Below are 15842 nucleotides of genomic sequence, written 5' to 3' on the forward strand. Positions count from 1 at the left end.
CGCCGGCCAGCGGCCGGCACTGCCCACCCACCGTTGCCTCAGCCCTTGTAGCCGTTGCTGATCGGGTAGCGACGCTCGCGACCGAACGCCCGGCGCGACACCTTCGGCCCCGGCGCGGCCTGGTGCCGCTTCCACTCGCTGATGCGTACCAGGCGCAGCACGCGGTCAACCACGGCCGCGTCGTAGCCGGCGGCCACGATCTCCGTGCGCGACTGTTCCTGGTCGATGTAGCGGTACAGGATGCCGTCCAGCACGTCATAGGCCGGCAGCGAATCCTGGTCCAGCTGGTTCTCGCGCAGCTCGGCCGATGGCGGGCGGCTGATCACCGCCGGCGGAATCACCGGCGCGCCGCCCACGGTATTGCGCCATTTGGACAGGCCGAACACCTCGGTCTTGTACAGGTCCTTCAACGGCGCATAGCCACCGCACATGTCGCCGTAGATGGTGGCGTAGCCGACGGCGTACTCGCTCTTGTTGCCGGTGGTCAGCAACAGGCCGCCGAACTTGTTGGCCAGTGCCATCAGGATCACCCCGCGGCTGCGCGACTGCAGGTTCTCTTCGGTCACGTCCGGCGCGGTGCCTTCGAACATCGGCGCCAGCGATTCCATCAGGCCCTTGAACGCCGGCTCGATCGAGACCGCTTCCAGCTTCACGCCCAGTGCCTGGCACTGCTCGGCGGCCAGGTCGTTGGACATGCCGGCGGTATAGCGCGACGGCAGGCGCACGGCGGTAACGTTCCCAGCGCCGAGCGCGTCGACCGCCAGCGCCAGTACCAGCGCCGAATCAATGCCACCGGACAGCCCCAGCCACACCTTCTTGAAGCCGTTCTTGCGGCAGTAGTCCTGGATGCCACGGGTCACGGCACGCCAGGCCAGCGCGTCCATGCTCTCGTCGCCATCGTCCATCCACACGTGCGGCATGAAGCGGCGGGTCTCACCATCGTACTCCACCACCAGCCACTGGTCGACGAAGGCAGCGGCAGCCGGGTGTACCGTGCCGTCACCATCGGCCACCACCGACGCGCCGTCGAACACCAGCGCATCCTGGCCACCGACCACGTTGAGATAGGCGATGGCCGCCCCGCTCTCGCGGGTGCGTGCGGCCAGCACCGCGTCGCGCTGGGCGTGCTTGCCCCGCTCGTACGGCGAGGCATTGGGCACTACCACCAGTTGCGCCCCCGCGCGCACGGTGTCGGCCAGCGGCTCGGCGAACCAAAGGTCCTCGCAGATCAGCAAACCCACCGGAATGCCATTGACCTCGAACACACAGCTGCCGCCGTCCGGATCGACATCGAAGTAGCGACGCTCGTCGAACACCGCGTAGTTGGGCAGCTCGCGCTTGCGGTAGGTCTGCTCCAGCAGGCCATCGCGCAGCACGCTGGCGGCGTTGTAGACCACCGCACCAGCCGCCTGCGGCCAGCCGACCACGGCGGTGATGCCACGGCAGGCAGCAGCGATACGGCCCATCGCCTGCTCGCATTCGTACAGGAAGCCGGGACGCAGCAGCAGGTCCTCCGGCGGATAACCGCTCACTGCCAGCTCGGGGAACATCACCAGCTCGGCGCCATACTCGTCGCGCGCCTGTCCGATCATCTCGATGATGCGCTCGGTGTTGCCGGCGACATCGCCGACCGGGAAATCGAACTGCGCCATCGCGATGCGGATCGAAGCCATGGGAATCAGCCTGTGGTTGCAATGCGCCCATTGTAGCGCCGCGTCGTGCGCGCGCCGGGGGCGTTCACTGCGTGGACAGCCCCGGCTCAGTAGATCCACGCCATGCGTGGATGGGCCGACCAGGCGGCCGCCAGACGCAGAAAAGCCGCCCGAGGGCGGCTTTTCCAAAGCAAGCCGAGCGTGGGCTCGGCTCTACAGAATCGGCTGCCAGAGGCAGTCGTTCTTATTTCACCAGCTTGGCGATGGCAGCGCCCAGGTCGCCCGGCGAACGGACGGTGACGACGCCAGCAGCTTCCATGGCGGCGAACTTGCCTTCGGCAGTGCCCTTGCCGCCCGAGGCGATCGCGCCGGCGTGGCCCATGCGCTTGCCGGCCGGAGCCGACGCACCGGCGATGAAACCGACGACCGGCTTCTTCACGTGGTTCTTGATGTACTCGGCACCGGCTTCCTCGGCGTCACCGCCGATTTCGCCGACCATGATGATGCCTTCGGTCTGCGGGTCTTCGTTGAACAGCTTCAGGCAGTCGACGAAGTTCAGGCCATTGATCGGGTCGCCACCGATGCCGATGCAGGTGGACTGGCCCAGGCCGACTTCGGTGGTCTGCTTGACCGCTTCATAGGTCAGGGTGCCCGAACGCGACACGATGCCGATCTTGCCCGGCTTGTGGATGTGGCCCGGCATGATGCCGATCTTGCACTCACCCGGGGTGATGACACCCGGGCAGTTCGGACCGATCAGGACGGTGTCCGGGTAGGAACGGGTCAGCACGTTCTTGACGCGCAGCATGTCCAGCACCGGGATGCCTTCGGTGATGCAGACGATGACCTTGATGCCGGCAGCAGCGGCTTCCAGGATCGCATCGGCCGCGAACGGCGGCGGCACGTAGATGACCGACGCGTTGGCGCCGGTGCTCTGCACGGCATCGGCAACGGTGTTGAAGACCGGCAGGTCGATGTGGGTGGTGCCACCCTTGCCCGGGGTCACGCCGCCAACAACCTGGGTGCCGTACTCGATCATCTGAGTGGCGTGGAAGGTGCCCTGCTGGCCGGTGAAGCCCTGCACGATCACCTTGGTGTTCTTGTTAATCAAAACAGACATGGGAATTTCCTTCGGTGTCGTGGATCAGGCGGCGTTCTTGACCGCTTCAACGACCTTCTTGGCGCCGTCGTTGATGTTGTCAGCCGGGATGATGGCCATGCCGCTGTCACGCAGCAGCTGCTTGCCTTCTTCCACGTTGGTGCCTTCCAGGCGCACCACGACCGGAACCTTGACGCCCACTTCCTTCACGGCGGCGATGATGCCTTCGGCAATCATGTCGCAGCGGACGATGCCGCCGAAGATGTTGACGAAGATGCCTTCGACCTTGTCCGAGGACAGGATCAGCTTGAACGCTTCGATGACGCGCTGCTTGTTGGCACCGCCGCCCACGTCCAGGAAGTTCGCCGGCTCGCCGCCGTTGAGCTTGATGACGTCCATGGTGGCCATGGCCAGGCCGGCACCGTTCACCATGCAGCCGATGTTGCCGTCCATGGTGACGTAGTTGATGTCCAGCTCCGAAGCAGTCACTTCGGTTTCGTCTTCCTGGGACTTGTCGCGCATCGCGACCAGTTCCTTGTGGCGGAAGTTGGCGTTGTCGTCGCTGTTGAACTTGCCGTCCAGCGCGTACAGGTTGCCATCGTCCAGGATGGCCAGCGGGTTGATCTCAACCAGCGCCAGGTCCTTTTCGTTGAAGATGCGGTACAGGTTCACCATGATGTTGGCGAACTGGCCGGCCTGCTTGGCGGTCAGGCCCATCTTGAAGCCGATGTCACGGCCGTGGTAACCCTGCACGCCCTCGACGAAGTCCACGTTCAGGGTGTGGATCTTGTCAGGGGTCTCGGCAGCGACCTGCTCGATTTCCATGCCGCCTTCGGAAGAGGCGATGTAGCTGATGGTGCGGGTGCCGCGATCCACCAGGACCGACAGGTACAGCTCCTTGACGATCTCACCGGCGGTGGTCACCAGCACCAGGTTGATCGGCAGCTCGACGCCGGCGGTCTGGTAGGTGGCCATCTTGGTGCCGAGCATCTTGGCCGCTGCGGCCTTCACATCATCGACGGTCTTGCAGAACTTGACGCCGCCAGCCTTGCCGCGGCCGCCAGCGTGGATCTGCGCCTTGACCATCCAGGGGCCCTGGCCCAGCGACTGGGCGACTTCAACCGCCTCGTCCGGGGTCGCCGCGACCTTGCCGGCCGGGACCGGGATGCCGTATTCGGCAAGCAGTTGTTTTGCCTGGTATTCGTGGAAATTCATGCGTCACCGTGGGAATAGGAACGACCGCACGCAATTCCTCAGGGCCCCCTGGAAGAGGCACCGGCACGGACCGCGGCGGGCCCACTATTGTGGCCGAGCCGGCGCCGGGGCGCAAAGAAGTCTGTACAAAACGCCAGACGCGGGCGGATTTTCGCCGTCATTCAGGCAGTTGCGCCCGCCCTGGCGCTGGCCTCCGGTCTCCGCGGCGGGCCAAATGCGCGATGCGGGGCGGTCCCGCGGCGCCAGCGCAGGGGCCCTATACTGGCCCTCTCGAGCACGCTCGACACTACATCGACGCGACGTGCCCGCCCGGCCTCAGGGGATGCCAGGCAGGCCCGCCGCAGATTCCAGACCCAGGCAGCCAGAAGGGGAGTTCCGGCGTGTCACCCAGTGCTTCATTGATCGACCGCATCGAATCGATTCCGCGGCGTGAGCTGTACTTCTTCGCGCTGTACCGGGTGCTGATCGCCGCAGTCATCGCCGGCCTGCTCTACAGCCCCCTGTCCGGCATGGTCGGCGAGGCCCACCACCCGCGCCTGGCCGATACCGTTGCGGCCATCTATCTGGTGCTGTCGCTGCTGGCCCTGGCGATCGGCCGCAACGAACGCTGGCTGCGCCCCATCGTGGTCACCAGCGTGCTGGTGGATATCATCGCCGCCACCCTGCTGGCGCACGCCCTGCCCGGCGCCAGCGCTGGCATCTCGATGTCGCTGCTGTTCAACATCGCCGCGGCCGCCACCCTGCTGCCGCTGAGCTGGGGGCTGGGCCTGGCAGTCGCGGCCAGCCTGGCCACCGGTACCGAATACCTGTGGAAAGTGCTGGAAGGCGGCGATCCCACCCGCACGCTGGCCGAGCTGGCCATGTTCGCCACCAGCTACCTGGCGCTGGCCTTCATCAGCTACCAGGTGGGCAGCCGCGCACGCCGCAACCAGCAGCTGGCCAACCAGCGCGGCGACGAAGTAGCCAACCTGTTCCAGATCAACGAACTGATCATCCGCCGCATGCGCACTGGCGTGCTGGTGGTAGACGCCGACAACCGCATCACCCTGGCCAATGAAGCGGCCTCGATGCTGCTCGGTGACAATGACGGCATCGGTGAGACAGGACGCCTGGATCTGGCCAGTGCCGCGCCGGAACTGGCGCGCCGCCTGCAGCGCTGGCGCAACGGCTGGGCGCAGGACGAACTGCCGCTGCAGCTCAACCCCGACCAGCCGGAAGTGCAACCGCGCTTCGCCCGCCTGCTGGCGGGCAGCGAGCTGGCCCTGGTGTTCCTGGACGATTCCAGCGTGGTCTCGCGGCGCGCCGAATCGCTCACCCTGTCGGCCATGGGCCGCTTCTCGGCCAGCCTCGCCCATGAAATCCGCAACCCGCTGGCGGCGATCAACTATGCCGTGCAGCTGCTGGAAGAAGGCACCGGCTTCAACGAAAGCGACCGCCGCCTGCTGCAGATCATCCGCCAGCAATGCCAGCGCACCAATGGCATCGTCGAAAGCGTGCTGGGGCTGGCACGGCGCGAACGCGCCACGCCCGAGAACGTCGACCTGGTCGCCTTCGTGCGCCGCTTCGTGCTGGAGTACAAACAAGGCCAGACGCTGGAAACCGACAGCATCGAACCGATCATCAGCGATACGGCGGTGATGGCGCAGGTCGACGCCAAGCACCTGTACCAGGTGCTCACCGTGCTGGTGCACAACGCATTGAAGTACGGCCGCATCGGCCAGCAGCCGGCGCGGGTGCGCCTGCGCGTGGCCCAGCACGAGCGCAGCGCGGTGATCGACGTGATGGACCGTGGCCCGGGCATTCCCGAGAGCGTGGCCGCGCAGCTGTTCCGTCCGTTCTTCACCACCTCCGAGCACGGCACCGGGCTGGGCCTGTATATCGCCCGCGAGTTGTGCCGGGCCAACCAGGCACGCCTGGACTACATTCCCGTGCCCGCCGGCGGCTCCTGCTTCCGTTTGGTGCTGCCCGGCCCCCACACCTTGCTGCCCACCTGATTGCAGATCTGTGCGTCAAACATTTGTCGCTTCCAGCCCCCTCGTTTATCTTTCACGCCCATGAACGAAACCCGCAGCGCCCTCGTCGTCGACGATGAACGCGACATCCGCGAACTGCTGGTACTGACCCTTGGCCGCATGGGCCTGCGCATCAGTACCGCCGCCAACCTGGCCGAAGCCCGCGAGCTGCTGGCCAGCAATCCGTACGATCTGTGCATCACCGACATGCGGCTTCCGGATGGCAACGGTATCGAGCTGGTCAGCGAGATCGCCCAGCACTACCCGCGCACGCCGGTGGCGATGATCACCGCGTTCGGCAGCATGGATCTGGCCGTGGAAGCGCTGAAGGCCGGTGCCTTCGACTTCGTCAGCAAGCCGGTGGACATCTCGGTACTGCGTGGCCTGGTCAAGCACGCGCTGGAACTCAACAACAGCGAGCGCCCTGCGCCCGGCCCCGCCACCGAACAGGCAGCACGCCTGCTCGGCGCTTCGCCGGCCATGGACGTACTGCGCACCACCATCAGCAAGGTCGCGCGCAGCCAGGCGCCGGTCTACATCCTCGGTGAATCCGGAGTTGGCAAGGAACTGGTTGCTCGCACCATCCACGCCCAGGGCGCGCGCGCGGCCGGGCCGTTCGTGCCGGTCAACTGCGGCGCCATTCCCGGCGAGCTGATGGAAAGCGAATTCTTCGGTCACCGCAAAGGCAGCTTCAGCGGCGCGCATGCCGACAAGCCCGGCCTGTTCCAGGCCGCGCACGGCGGCACCCTGTTCCTGGACGAAGTGGCCGAGCTGCCGCTGCAGATGCAGGTGAAGCTGCTGCGCGCGATCCAGGAAAAGTCGGTACGTGCGGTGGGTGCGGCCAACGAGGAACCGGTGGATGTGCGCATCCTATCGGCCACCCACAAGGACCTGGCCGAGCTGGTCGAGGACGGGCGCTTCCGCCACGATCTGTACTACCGCATCAACGTGATCGAGTTGAAGGTGCCGCCACTGCGCGAGCGCCGCCAGGACCTGCCGGAACTGGCCGCCGCCGTACTGGCGCGGCTGGCCCGCAGCCACGGCCGCGCCACCCCGCTGCTGGCGCCGTCGGCGCTGGAAGCGCTGGCCCACTACGCGTTCCCGGGCAATGTGCGCGAGCTGGAGAACATCCTGGAACGCGCGCTGGCACTGGCCGAAGAAGACCGCATCGGTGCCGACGACCTGCGCCTGCCGCAGCACGCCCCGCGTGCGCCGGGCAGTGCCGCGCCCGCCGAAGCCGTGGCCGACCTGCAGCCCGGCAGCGCCGCCCTGCCCTCGTACATCGAGCAGCTGGAGCGCAGCGCCATCCAGCGCGCGCTGGAGGAGAACCGCTGGAACAAGACCCGCACGGCCGCGCAGTTGGGGATTACCTTCCGCGCGCTGCGCTACAAACTGAAGAAGCTGGGGATGGAGTAGAGCCGAGCCCATGCCCGGCTGCGCGGTGGTCGGGACCGCGCCATCCACGCACGGCGTGGAACTACTATGGGATCCGTGGCCGATCATCCACGCATGGCGTGGATCTACTGTAGAGCCGAGCCCACGCTCGGCTGCTCTTCGGTACCTCAGCCGAGCATGGGCTCGGCTCTACCTCAATCCTTGGTAACGCGATTGATCTCCGCCAGGCTGGTGATCCCGGCCGCAGCCTTCTTCAACGCAGACTGCCGCAGGTCGTTCACCCCGATCTGCTGCGCCGCCTCTGCAATCTGCAGTGCATTGCCACCGGCCAGCACGATGGTGGCGATCTCATCGGTCATCGGCATCACCTGATAGATACCCGTTCGGCCCTTGTAGCCCTCGGTACACTCATCGCAGCCCACCGCCTCATACAACTGGATACCCGCATCCAGCTGCGCCTGGGTGAAGCCCTCGGCCAGCAGCGCGTGCTCCGGCAGGTTCGCCGGGCGCTTGCAGTTCGGGCACAACCGGCGTGCCAGGCGCTGCGCGATCACCAGCGTCACCGAGCTGGTGATGTTGTACGGCGCGATGCCCATGTTCATCAGGCGCGCGATGGTCTGCGGCGCGTCGTTGGTATGCAGCGTGGACAGCACCATGTGGCCGGTCTGCGCCGCCTTGATCGCAATCTCCGCCGTCTCCAGGTCGCGGATTTCGCCGACCATGATGATGTCCGGATCCTGTCGCAGGAACGAGCGCAGCGCCGCAGCGAACGTCATGCCACGCTTGTTGTTCTGCTGCACCTGGTTGACGCCGGGCAGGCGGATTTCCACCGGGTCTTCGGCGGTGGAAATGTTGCGCGTCTCGTCGTTGAGGATGCCCAGCGCGGTATACAGCGAAACGGTCTTGCCCGAACCGGTGGGGCCGGTCACCAGCACCATGCCGTAAGGCTTGTGGATCGCATCCAGGAACAGCTTCTGCTGGTCCGGCTCGTAGCCCAGTTTGTCGATGCCCAGCTTGGCCGCGCTGCCATCCAGGATACGCAGCACCACCTTTTCACCGAACAGGGTCGGCAGCGTGCTGACGCGGAAATCGATCTGCTTGGTCTTGGACAGGTTGAGCTTGATGCGCCCGTCCTGCGGCACGCGCTTTTCGGCGATGTCCAGCTGCGCCATCACCTTCAGGCGCGCGGCAATGCGCTGGTTCAACTTCACCGGCGCGCGCGCCACCATCTTCAGCAGGCCGTCGATGCGCAGGCGCACGCGGTAATCGTCTTCGTAGGGCTCGAAGTGGATGTCCGAGGCCCCCTTGCGGATCGCATCGACCAGTACCTTGTTGACGAACTTCACTACCGGGGTGTCGTCGCCCTTGGCGTCGATGCCGGCGTCGGTGCCCGCGCCTTCGTCGTCGCCCAGGCCGACATCGAGGTTGGCCATGCCTTCGTCGTCGCCGCCCAGCGCGTCGCCGATGGTGTCATGGCTGGCGTGCCACTGTTCCAGCGTGCGGCGGATCTGGTCCTCATCGACCAGGATCGGCTCCACCACCAGGTTGGTATGGAACTTGATCTCGTCCAGCGCATGGGTCGGATTGCTGGTACCCACGAACAGCTTGCCGCCGCGTTTGAACAGCGGCAGCACGTTGTGCTTGCGCAGCAGCTCCTCGCTGACCAGGCTCATGGCGTTCTGGCTGGCGTCGAACGTGGACACGTCGAACAGCGGCATGCCGAACTCGACCGCGTTGGCGGCGGCGAGCTGCGGGGCACTGACCAGCTTGTTCTGCGCGAACCAAGTGGGCAGCGGCTGGCGTGCCGCAGCGGCCTTGGCCATCGCATCGCGGGCGGAGGCCTCGTCCAGAGCGCCGTCCTGGACCAGGCGGCGGGCCAAGCCGGTGATGCCGACGAGGTTGGCGGTGGTTACGGTGTTCATGTTGCCCTCTTGATTGAATTTACAGCCCTTGTTGCGGATTTACCGCGAAGTGGCCTACATGAGGGGCGATGCAGATGCTCCATGCACATCAGAACCCATTTCAACTTTTGGTCCCTGTCCCGATATCCCAACAAAGACCGCATTGGAGGGCTACCGAACGATACGTCCAAATCATACGACGCGCAGCGCACCTCTACACTTCTCCGGCGATGCGCTCTGCCTCCACAGCTGGTTTGACGTCGCGGCACCAGGCCACGTCGAACCCAGGGTCATCTTGGTAATGTTGACAGACAGCAGTCTGCAGCTCAGCAATGCCAGGAATATCGGACGGATAGCCAGTGCATCCCATTGTCCGAGCGGTGTAGTCAACAACCTGCCAACACGGTGCAGATGCTTGGATGTCGAGTCCAGTCGGAGGATCAGTCATCACCCCGACATTTCCTCGCGTAGCTCCCCGCTGCTTCTCAGCCAGCTTTCGGGGTATCAGATCTGGTCGAATCTCAAAGCGCATATCGGCCGTGACTCGATACAAATAGGACATCTCGCCAGCGACGACTCTTTCGTCGATCTGCGCCCGCTCCACGCCGGCCGACCGGATTCCATTCTCGAAGAAGCGGATCCGTTCCTCAGGTAAATGTCCAACCTGATCGAGTGACTGTCTCCACGACAGTCCTTCCAAACGATCGGTCTGAGCACCAACGATATCCAGCAGTGTCGGTGCAACATCAATCGTGGACGCGGCGCCATTCATCATCCTTGGCGCCCAGAGCGGCCGACCGTCGCGAAACCGTTGAATGGCCATGACCACGTGATTCTGCGCCTTGGAAAGCGCGAAGTTCCCATGGCCAAAGAACCTGAAATCCGGTCGATTTGGATCACTCGCCGCGAGCCGGTCTCGCTCCATAGCAAAATCTTCACCATGGTCAGAAAGCACAACCACCACAGCGTTAGCAAGCCGCCCTTGTGCCTCAAGCTCACTCCAGATGGTATGGAACTGCCCATCGACACCTTGCATCGCGCGAAGATACTGAGCTGGCGCATCTGCGTAGCCGCTTACTCCCCGGATCCACGTCGGCAAGTCGTCACCATGCACGTCGCTTGGCAGATACGGCCAGTGCGGCAGACAAAAGTGGCCCACCATGAACAGAGGCTTGTCAGGCGAGAGATTCCGCAGTTCGCGGATAACGCGTTGCGGATGATCGTTCAACCTGTAGCTACGGTACGCGGCACGATTGCCCTTGACCGGACTCAATACGTCTGCAGTCGGCAGAACCGACAGAAGTAGGTTGGTGGCAAACAGATCAAATGTGCCACCCACAACAAAATCCAATGCCCCAGGCTTTGGATTTATCACCACATCAAACCCGAAACTCTCATCGAAGTTGGCAAATCTCGATTCGTCCATCGCGAATAATGTCTGATATCCGCGCCCCTTGAGAGTCCAGGCAATTGTGTTGTCAGGACTAAAGTCCGACCTTGGATGAAGATTGAACCTAACTCCATTAGTGATCGGATATTGCCCAGTCAGAATGCTTGAATAAGAAACAAAAGTTCGCGCCACAGGCGTTTTTGCATCCGTCAAGATCACTGATTGCTTCAGTGCTCGATCAATAGCCGGCGTCAAACGAGCTGGAAGCCCACCATACGCGGGGATGAAATCAGGCCGTAGCGAGTCAATTCCCAAGATGATAACATCGGGCTGGCTACGTGCAGATCCCTCTGTATTGACCGCAGGCAGAAATTTCCACAGCAGAACAGCGCTTGCAGACATCGCCAGCATAGACACAGACGCATAGGTCACTCGCCGAAAGTCCCGCGCGAGTGTAATCATCGATGCCAGCAACATCCCGCCGCACAGCAGGCACAACAGCCCAAGCAATAAGGGCGAGTACGTCTGGACCAGAAGCAGATCCATGAACGCAAACGCTTCTGACATTGGGTACAGCCACTGATTGGCCAAAGTGGCAGATGTCATTACAGCTGCCAGAAACGCAAGGCACCTGACGAGAGAGTCCCGGCGGGCGGGAGCAATGGCCCTGCAGCCGCCTCTGTACACAGCGACCGCCCCCAAGGCAAGCAGCAGATGAGCGACTAGGGCAAGCAGCGCGAACCCCAAGATGGCAGCGACCGCTAACGGATCAGATGCAATCTGTGCCGCGATCTGCACCTGCATCACGTTGCTCTTTACACCACCTCCGTTCAGCCCGAAGCTCTCAACGATCTGCCACGCCTGAACTACCAGTAGTGCGACACCAACAATGGCTGCACAGACGCACTGGCGAGCAATCGCCGAGACCTTCATCAACGCCCCCTCTGCGAGAAGTTCCTGCTTCGCATTCCTGTTCCCCTATGTCCTCCGCCACCAAATTCTGGCCAGAGACCACACCCTTCCGTGAGTTGCCTTGCTATCCACCCAGCATCAGGAAGACCTGCACTCCGCTGGGACGAACTTGTTCGCCCCCGCAATTCGCTTGCAGGTCCAACGAATAACCTCGTTCGGATTGTAGGCAGGTGTGAGCTGCAACGTTACTTGCCCTGCAATTCTGGTCGTAACTACGGTCAGTACACCGGTTCCCGTGCAGGTCAACGATCCTACATTTTCGGTCGCCGCCCCCAAATCGTCGACGCCGGCACAAGCTGTCGCATCGAGCTTATTGATGTTGTTTACATTTTCAGTGACCGTGACCTTTGCTGCCGAGGCCATCAGGAGAGCTTCTGAAACCCTGGCCCGCACGGTGTAATCCTGATATGCCGGCAGCGCGATTGCGGCAAGAATTGCAATAATTGCAACCACAATCATCAGCTCGATGAGTGTAAATCCCCTGTCTGCATGCATGGTTGTGCCTCCCCAATCGGCACATTTTCGAGTCCAGATCGATTCCTCTGCTCCAACAAAGAACCCCGCCTGAGCGGGGTCCCTTGAGCCAGCTGAGAAGCTGCTCTTACGAGCGGCATTCCGCCGGATAGTACTTGGCGGCGCTACCGCTGCCAACGCACTTCCAGGTGGTGCCGACCGCGCCCGACTGGGCAGTCGGGGTGTAGGTCAGGACGGTGCCCTTGCCCTTATCAGCGGTCATGGTGACTTCGATGGCGCCGGTTGCAGCCGTGCAGGTCATCGAGGCAACGTTCGGATTGTTCGCCGGAATTGCAGTATCAACGCCAACGCAAGCGTCGGTCGGCAGCGCGCCGCCGTTGTTCGCGATGTTCTCGGCGACAGTCACCTTGGCCCCAGCAGCAATGACGGAGGCTTCCGAGACACGAGCGCGGACGGTGTAGTCCTGATATGCCGGCAGGGCGATGGCAGCCAGGATGGCAATGATCGCCACGACGATCATCAGTTCGATAAGGGTGAAGCCCTTCTGGTTCTTCATTTGGTACATCCCCAAGATAGTGGTGATTGATGTCAGCGGACAGGATCGGTCCGACGATCGGCCGGTTGAGCGGGACCTGCCCCTGCGGGTGGATCAACGCAGGTTGCGTGCCAATCCCGGCACGCCTCCCCCTGAATTTCCCCGCGCCCATGATGGCAGCTATTTCACGTATGGGAACCCCCTGAATGCGAATCTGCGATGGACGCGGCAATGTGACGCAGTGCGTCACCTTTGGCCGCCTCCCGGCACGAAATCGCGTATCAAGCCTGCCCGTGGCTGCCCAGAAGCCCTTGAACCAGCTACCATCCACGGCTAGATGCCCGCCTGGGGATGGCGGGTCATGGGGAGCCAACATGTCTGTCAGTCGCAGTGCGATCAAGAAGGAGCCGGTGGCGCGTGCCACCATGGAGCTGCAGCCGTTTGTCTGGGAGGGGACCGACAAGCGAGGGATCAAGATGAAGGGTGAGCAGTTGGCGAAGAACGCCAATCTGCTGCGAGCTGAGTTGCGTAAACAGGGTATCAACCCCGGGCAGGTCAAGCCCAAGCCAAAGCCACTGTTCGGCGCGGCAGGTAAACCCGTTTCACCTAAGGACATTGCCTTCTTCAGTCGGCAGATGGCCACAATGATGAAATCCGGCGTACCGATCGTATCGGCACTGGACATCATCGGCAGCGGGCACAAGAACCCGCGCATGAAGAAGATGGTAGAAACGATCAAGACGGACATTGAAGGTGGCTCATCGCTCTATGAAGCGGTCAGCAAGCATCCGGTCCAGTTCGACGAGCTCTATCGGAACCTTGTCCGCGCCGGCGAGGGCGCTGGCGTTCTGGAAACGGTGCTCGATACGGTTGCCACATATAAAGAGAACATCGAAGGCCTTAAAGGCAAGATCAAGAAAGCGCTGTTCTACCCGGCCATGGTTGTCGCCGTCGCGATTGCCGTGAGTGCAATCCTACTGATCTTCGTGGTTCCTCAGTTCGAAGAGGTCTTCCGTGGTTTTGGCGCGGAACTGCCCGCCTTCACCCAGATGATCGTTGCTGCTTCGCGCTTCATGGTGTCCTGGTGGTGGCTCATGCTCATCGTCGTGATCGGCGCCGGCGTCGGCTTCGTCATGGCATACAAGCGATCGCCAAAGATGCAGCACACGATGGATCGCCTGATCCTGAAGATTCCGGTGATCGGCCAGATCATGCACAACAGTTCGATCGCGCGCTTCGCCCGCACCACGGCGGTCACCTTCAAGGCCGGCGTCCCACTGGTGGAAGCGCTGGGTATCGTCGCTGGAGCCACCGGCAACAAGATCTACGAGGAAGCTGTCCTCCGCATGAGGGATGACGTCTCCGTGGGCTACCCGGTCAACATGGCCATGAAGCAGCTCAACCTGTTCCCGCACATGGTCATCCAGATGACCGGTATCGGTGAAGAAGCGGGCGCACTGGATTCGATGCTGTTCAAGGTGGCCGAGTATTATGAGCAGGAGGTCAACAATGCCGTTGACGCCTTGAGCAGCCTGCTCGAACCGATGATCATGGTCTTCATCGGTGTCGTCGTTGGCGGTATGGTCATCGGCATGTATCTGCCCATCTTCAAACTCGGCGCCGTCGTCGGCTAAAGGTATCAATGGCATTTCTCGACCAGCATCCCGGCCTCGGCTACCCCGCCGCGGCCGCCTTCGGACTGCTGCTGGGCAGTTTCCTGAACGTGGTCATCCTGCGCCTGCCCAAGCGGCTGGAGTGGCAGTGGAAGCGCGATGCGCGCGAAGTCCTGGAGGAACCGGACTTCTATGAGCCACCCCCACCGGGGATCGTGGTGGAGCCATCGCACTGCCCGCACTGCAAGCACAAGCTGAGCTGGTACGAGAACATCCCGCTGTTCAGCTGGATCATCCAGGGCGGCAAGTGCCGCCACTGCAAGGCGCCGATCTCGCTGCAGTACCCGCTGGTGGAGGCGCTGACCTCGGTGCTGGTGCTGGCTTGCGTCTGGCAGTTCGGCTTCGGCTGGCAGGGCTTCGGCGCCATCGTGCTGACCTGCTTCCTGATCGCCCTGTCCGGCATCGACCTGCGCACCCAGCTGCTGCCCGATCAGTTGACCCTGCCACTGATGTGGCTGGGCCTGATAGGCAACATCGACAACCTGTACATGCCGGCAAAGCCTGCATTGGTCGGCGCGGCGGTGGGCTACCTGTCGCTGTGGATGGTCTGGTGGCTGTTCAAGCAGCTGACCGGCAAGGAAGGCATGGGCCACGGTGATTTCAAGCTGCTGGCCGCGCTCGGCGCCTGGTGCGGGCTGAAGGGCATTCTCCCGATCATCCTGCTGTCGTCGGTGCTGGGCGCCATCATCGGCTCGATCTGGCTGTACAGCCGGGGCCGTGACCGCGCCACGCCCATTCCCTTCGGGCCGTATCTGGCCATCGCCGGCTGGCTGTACTTCATGTGGGGCGCACCGCTGGTGGATCAGTACCTGATGATGAGCGGGCTGCGCTGAGGGGAGTCCCCATGAGCCGCTATGTGGTTGGCCTGACCGGGGGCATCGCCTCCGGCAAGACCGAAGTAACCCGGCGCTTCGAGGCGCTGGGCATTGTGGTGGCCGATGCCGATCTGGCCGCACGGGCCGTGGTGGCCGCCGGCAGCCCGGCGCTGGCCCGCATCGCCGAGCGCTTCGGCGCCGACATGCTGCTGGCCGATGGCAGCCTGGACCGGGGGCGCCTGCGCGCCCACGTGTTCGCCGATCCGGCCGAGCGGACGGCGCTGGAAGCGATCACCCACCCGGCTATCCGCCTGCTGATGCAGCAGCAGTGCGAGCAGGCTGAGAGCCCCTATGCGGTTGCCGCCATTCCGCTGCTGACCGAGGTGGGTGGGCGGAAGGCCTACCCATGGCTGGACCGGGTGCTGCTGGTGGACGCGCCGGAGGCCGTGCAGCATGCCCGGCTGATGCAGCGCGATGGCATTGATGCTGCGCTGGCCGACCGGATGATTGCTGCGCAGGCCAGCCGCGCGCAGCGGTTGGCGCTGGCCGATGACGTGGTGGTCAATGATGGCCACCCGGAAGACCTGCAGGCGCAGGTGGAACAGCTGCATGAGCGGTATCTGGGGTTGGCTGGGGGCTGAGACCTGGTTGCCGGCCAGCGGCCGGCACTACCGAGGCGCATCCGCGCATTGCGGCGATCTACCCTGCA

12 protein-coding genes are annotated in these 15842 nt (G+C 63.4%); 5 read left to right on the forward strand and 7 right to left on the reverse strand.

Features of this window, described 5'->3' with window-relative positions; genetic code table 11:
* Positions 1–38: 38 nt before the first annotated feature.
* From ACTXG9_RS02225 to sucC, 3 genes are all read right to left on the reverse strand, one after another.
* Positions 39–1673 carry an NAD+ synthase gene (locus ACTXG9_RS02225; RefSeq protein ID WP_021204204.1) on the reverse strand — a complete coding sequence of 545 codons (1635 nt, stop codon included), beginning with the start codon at positions 1671–1673 and terminating at the stop codon, positions 39–41.
* 223 nt (positions 1674–1896) lie between these two features.
* Positions 1897–2772, reverse strand: coding sequence for a succinate--CoA ligase subunit alpha (gene sucD / locus ACTXG9_RS02230; protein WP_005418610.1), 876 nt, complete (start codon positions 2770–2772; stop codon positions 1897–1899).
* 24 nt (positions 2773–2796) lie between these two features.
* Positions 2797–3966 (reverse strand): ADP-forming succinate--CoA ligase subunit beta, encoded by a 1170-nt coding sequence (gene sucC, locus ACTXG9_RS02235; protein WP_005418614.1) that lies wholly within the window; start codon positions 3964–3966, stop codon positions 2797–2799.
* Between the two features lie 380 nt (positions 3967–4346).
* On the opposite strand from sucC, the gene ACTXG9_RS02240 reads away from it, so the two are divergent.
* Both ACTXG9_RS02240 and ACTXG9_RS02245 read left to right on the forward strand, forming a co-directional pair.
* Positions 4347–5960 (forward strand): sensor histidine kinase, encoded by a 1614-nt coding sequence (locus ACTXG9_RS02240; RefSeq protein ID WP_021204205.1) that lies wholly within the window; start codon positions 4347–4349, stop codon positions 5958–5960.
* Positions 5961–6020: 60 nt separating this feature from the next.
* A complete protein-coding gene (locus ACTXG9_RS02245) occupies positions 6021–7394 on the forward strand; it encodes a sigma-54-dependent transcriptional regulator (protein WP_021204206.1) in 1374 nt (457 codons plus the stop codon).
* 173 nt (positions 7395–7567) lie between these two features.
* Here the strand turns inward: ACTXG9_RS02245 and pilB are convergent, their stop codons facing one another.
* The 4 genes from pilB to ACTXG9_RS02265 all read right to left on the reverse strand — a co-directional run bounded on the left by pilB (position 7568) and on the right by ACTXG9_RS02265 (position 12666).
* A complete protein-coding gene (gene pilB / locus ACTXG9_RS02250; protein ID WP_111101798.1) occupies positions 7568–9295 on the reverse strand; it encodes a type IV-A pilus assembly ATPase PilB in 1728 nt (575 codons plus the stop codon).
* Between the two features lie 193 nt (positions 9296–9488).
* Positions 9489–11597 carry a sulfatase-like hydrolase/transferase gene (locus ACTXG9_RS02255; RefSeq protein WP_111101799.1) on the reverse strand — a complete coding sequence of 703 codons (2109 nt, stop codon included), beginning with the start codon at positions 11595–11597 and terminating at the stop codon, positions 9489–9491.
* A gap of 117 nt (positions 11598–11714) precedes the next feature.
* Positions 11715–12131, reverse strand: a complete 417-nt coding sequence (locus ACTXG9_RS02260; protein WP_111101800.1) for a pilin — start codon at positions 12129–12131, stop codon at positions 11715–11717.
* A gap of 106 nt (positions 12132–12237) precedes the next feature.
* Positions 12238–12666 carry a pilin gene (locus ACTXG9_RS02265; protein WP_111101801.1) on the reverse strand — a complete coding sequence of 143 codons (429 nt, stop codon included), beginning with the start codon at positions 12664–12666 and terminating at the stop codon, positions 12238–12240.
* A gap of 353 nt (positions 12667–13019) precedes the next feature.
* Between ACTXG9_RS02265 and ACTXG9_RS02270 the strand changes: the two genes are divergently transcribed.
* From ACTXG9_RS02270 to coaE, 3 genes are read left to right on the forward strand one after another with little or no spacing between them, the layout of a single operon-like run.
* Positions 13020–14279 carry a type II secretion system F family protein gene (locus tag ACTXG9_RS02270; protein WP_111101802.1) on the forward strand — a complete coding sequence of 420 codons (1260 nt, stop codon included), beginning with the start codon at positions 13020–13022 and terminating at the stop codon, positions 14277–14279.
* Between the two features lie 8 nt (positions 14280–14287).
* A complete protein-coding gene (locus tag ACTXG9_RS02275; RefSeq protein WP_456115432.1) occupies positions 14288–15151 on the forward strand; it encodes a prepilin peptidase in 864 nt (287 codons plus the stop codon).
* Positions 15152–15162: 11 nt separating this feature from the next.
* Positions 15163–15774, forward strand: a complete 612-nt coding sequence (coaE, locus tag ACTXG9_RS02280) for a dephospho-CoA kinase (RefSeq protein ID WP_288041440.1) — start codon at positions 15163–15165, stop codon at positions 15772–15774.
* The last annotated feature ends 68 nt before the right edge of the window (positions 15775–15842 follow it).

It is taken from the genome of Stenotrophomonas maltophilia group sp. LNF247 (assembly GCF_054083135.1).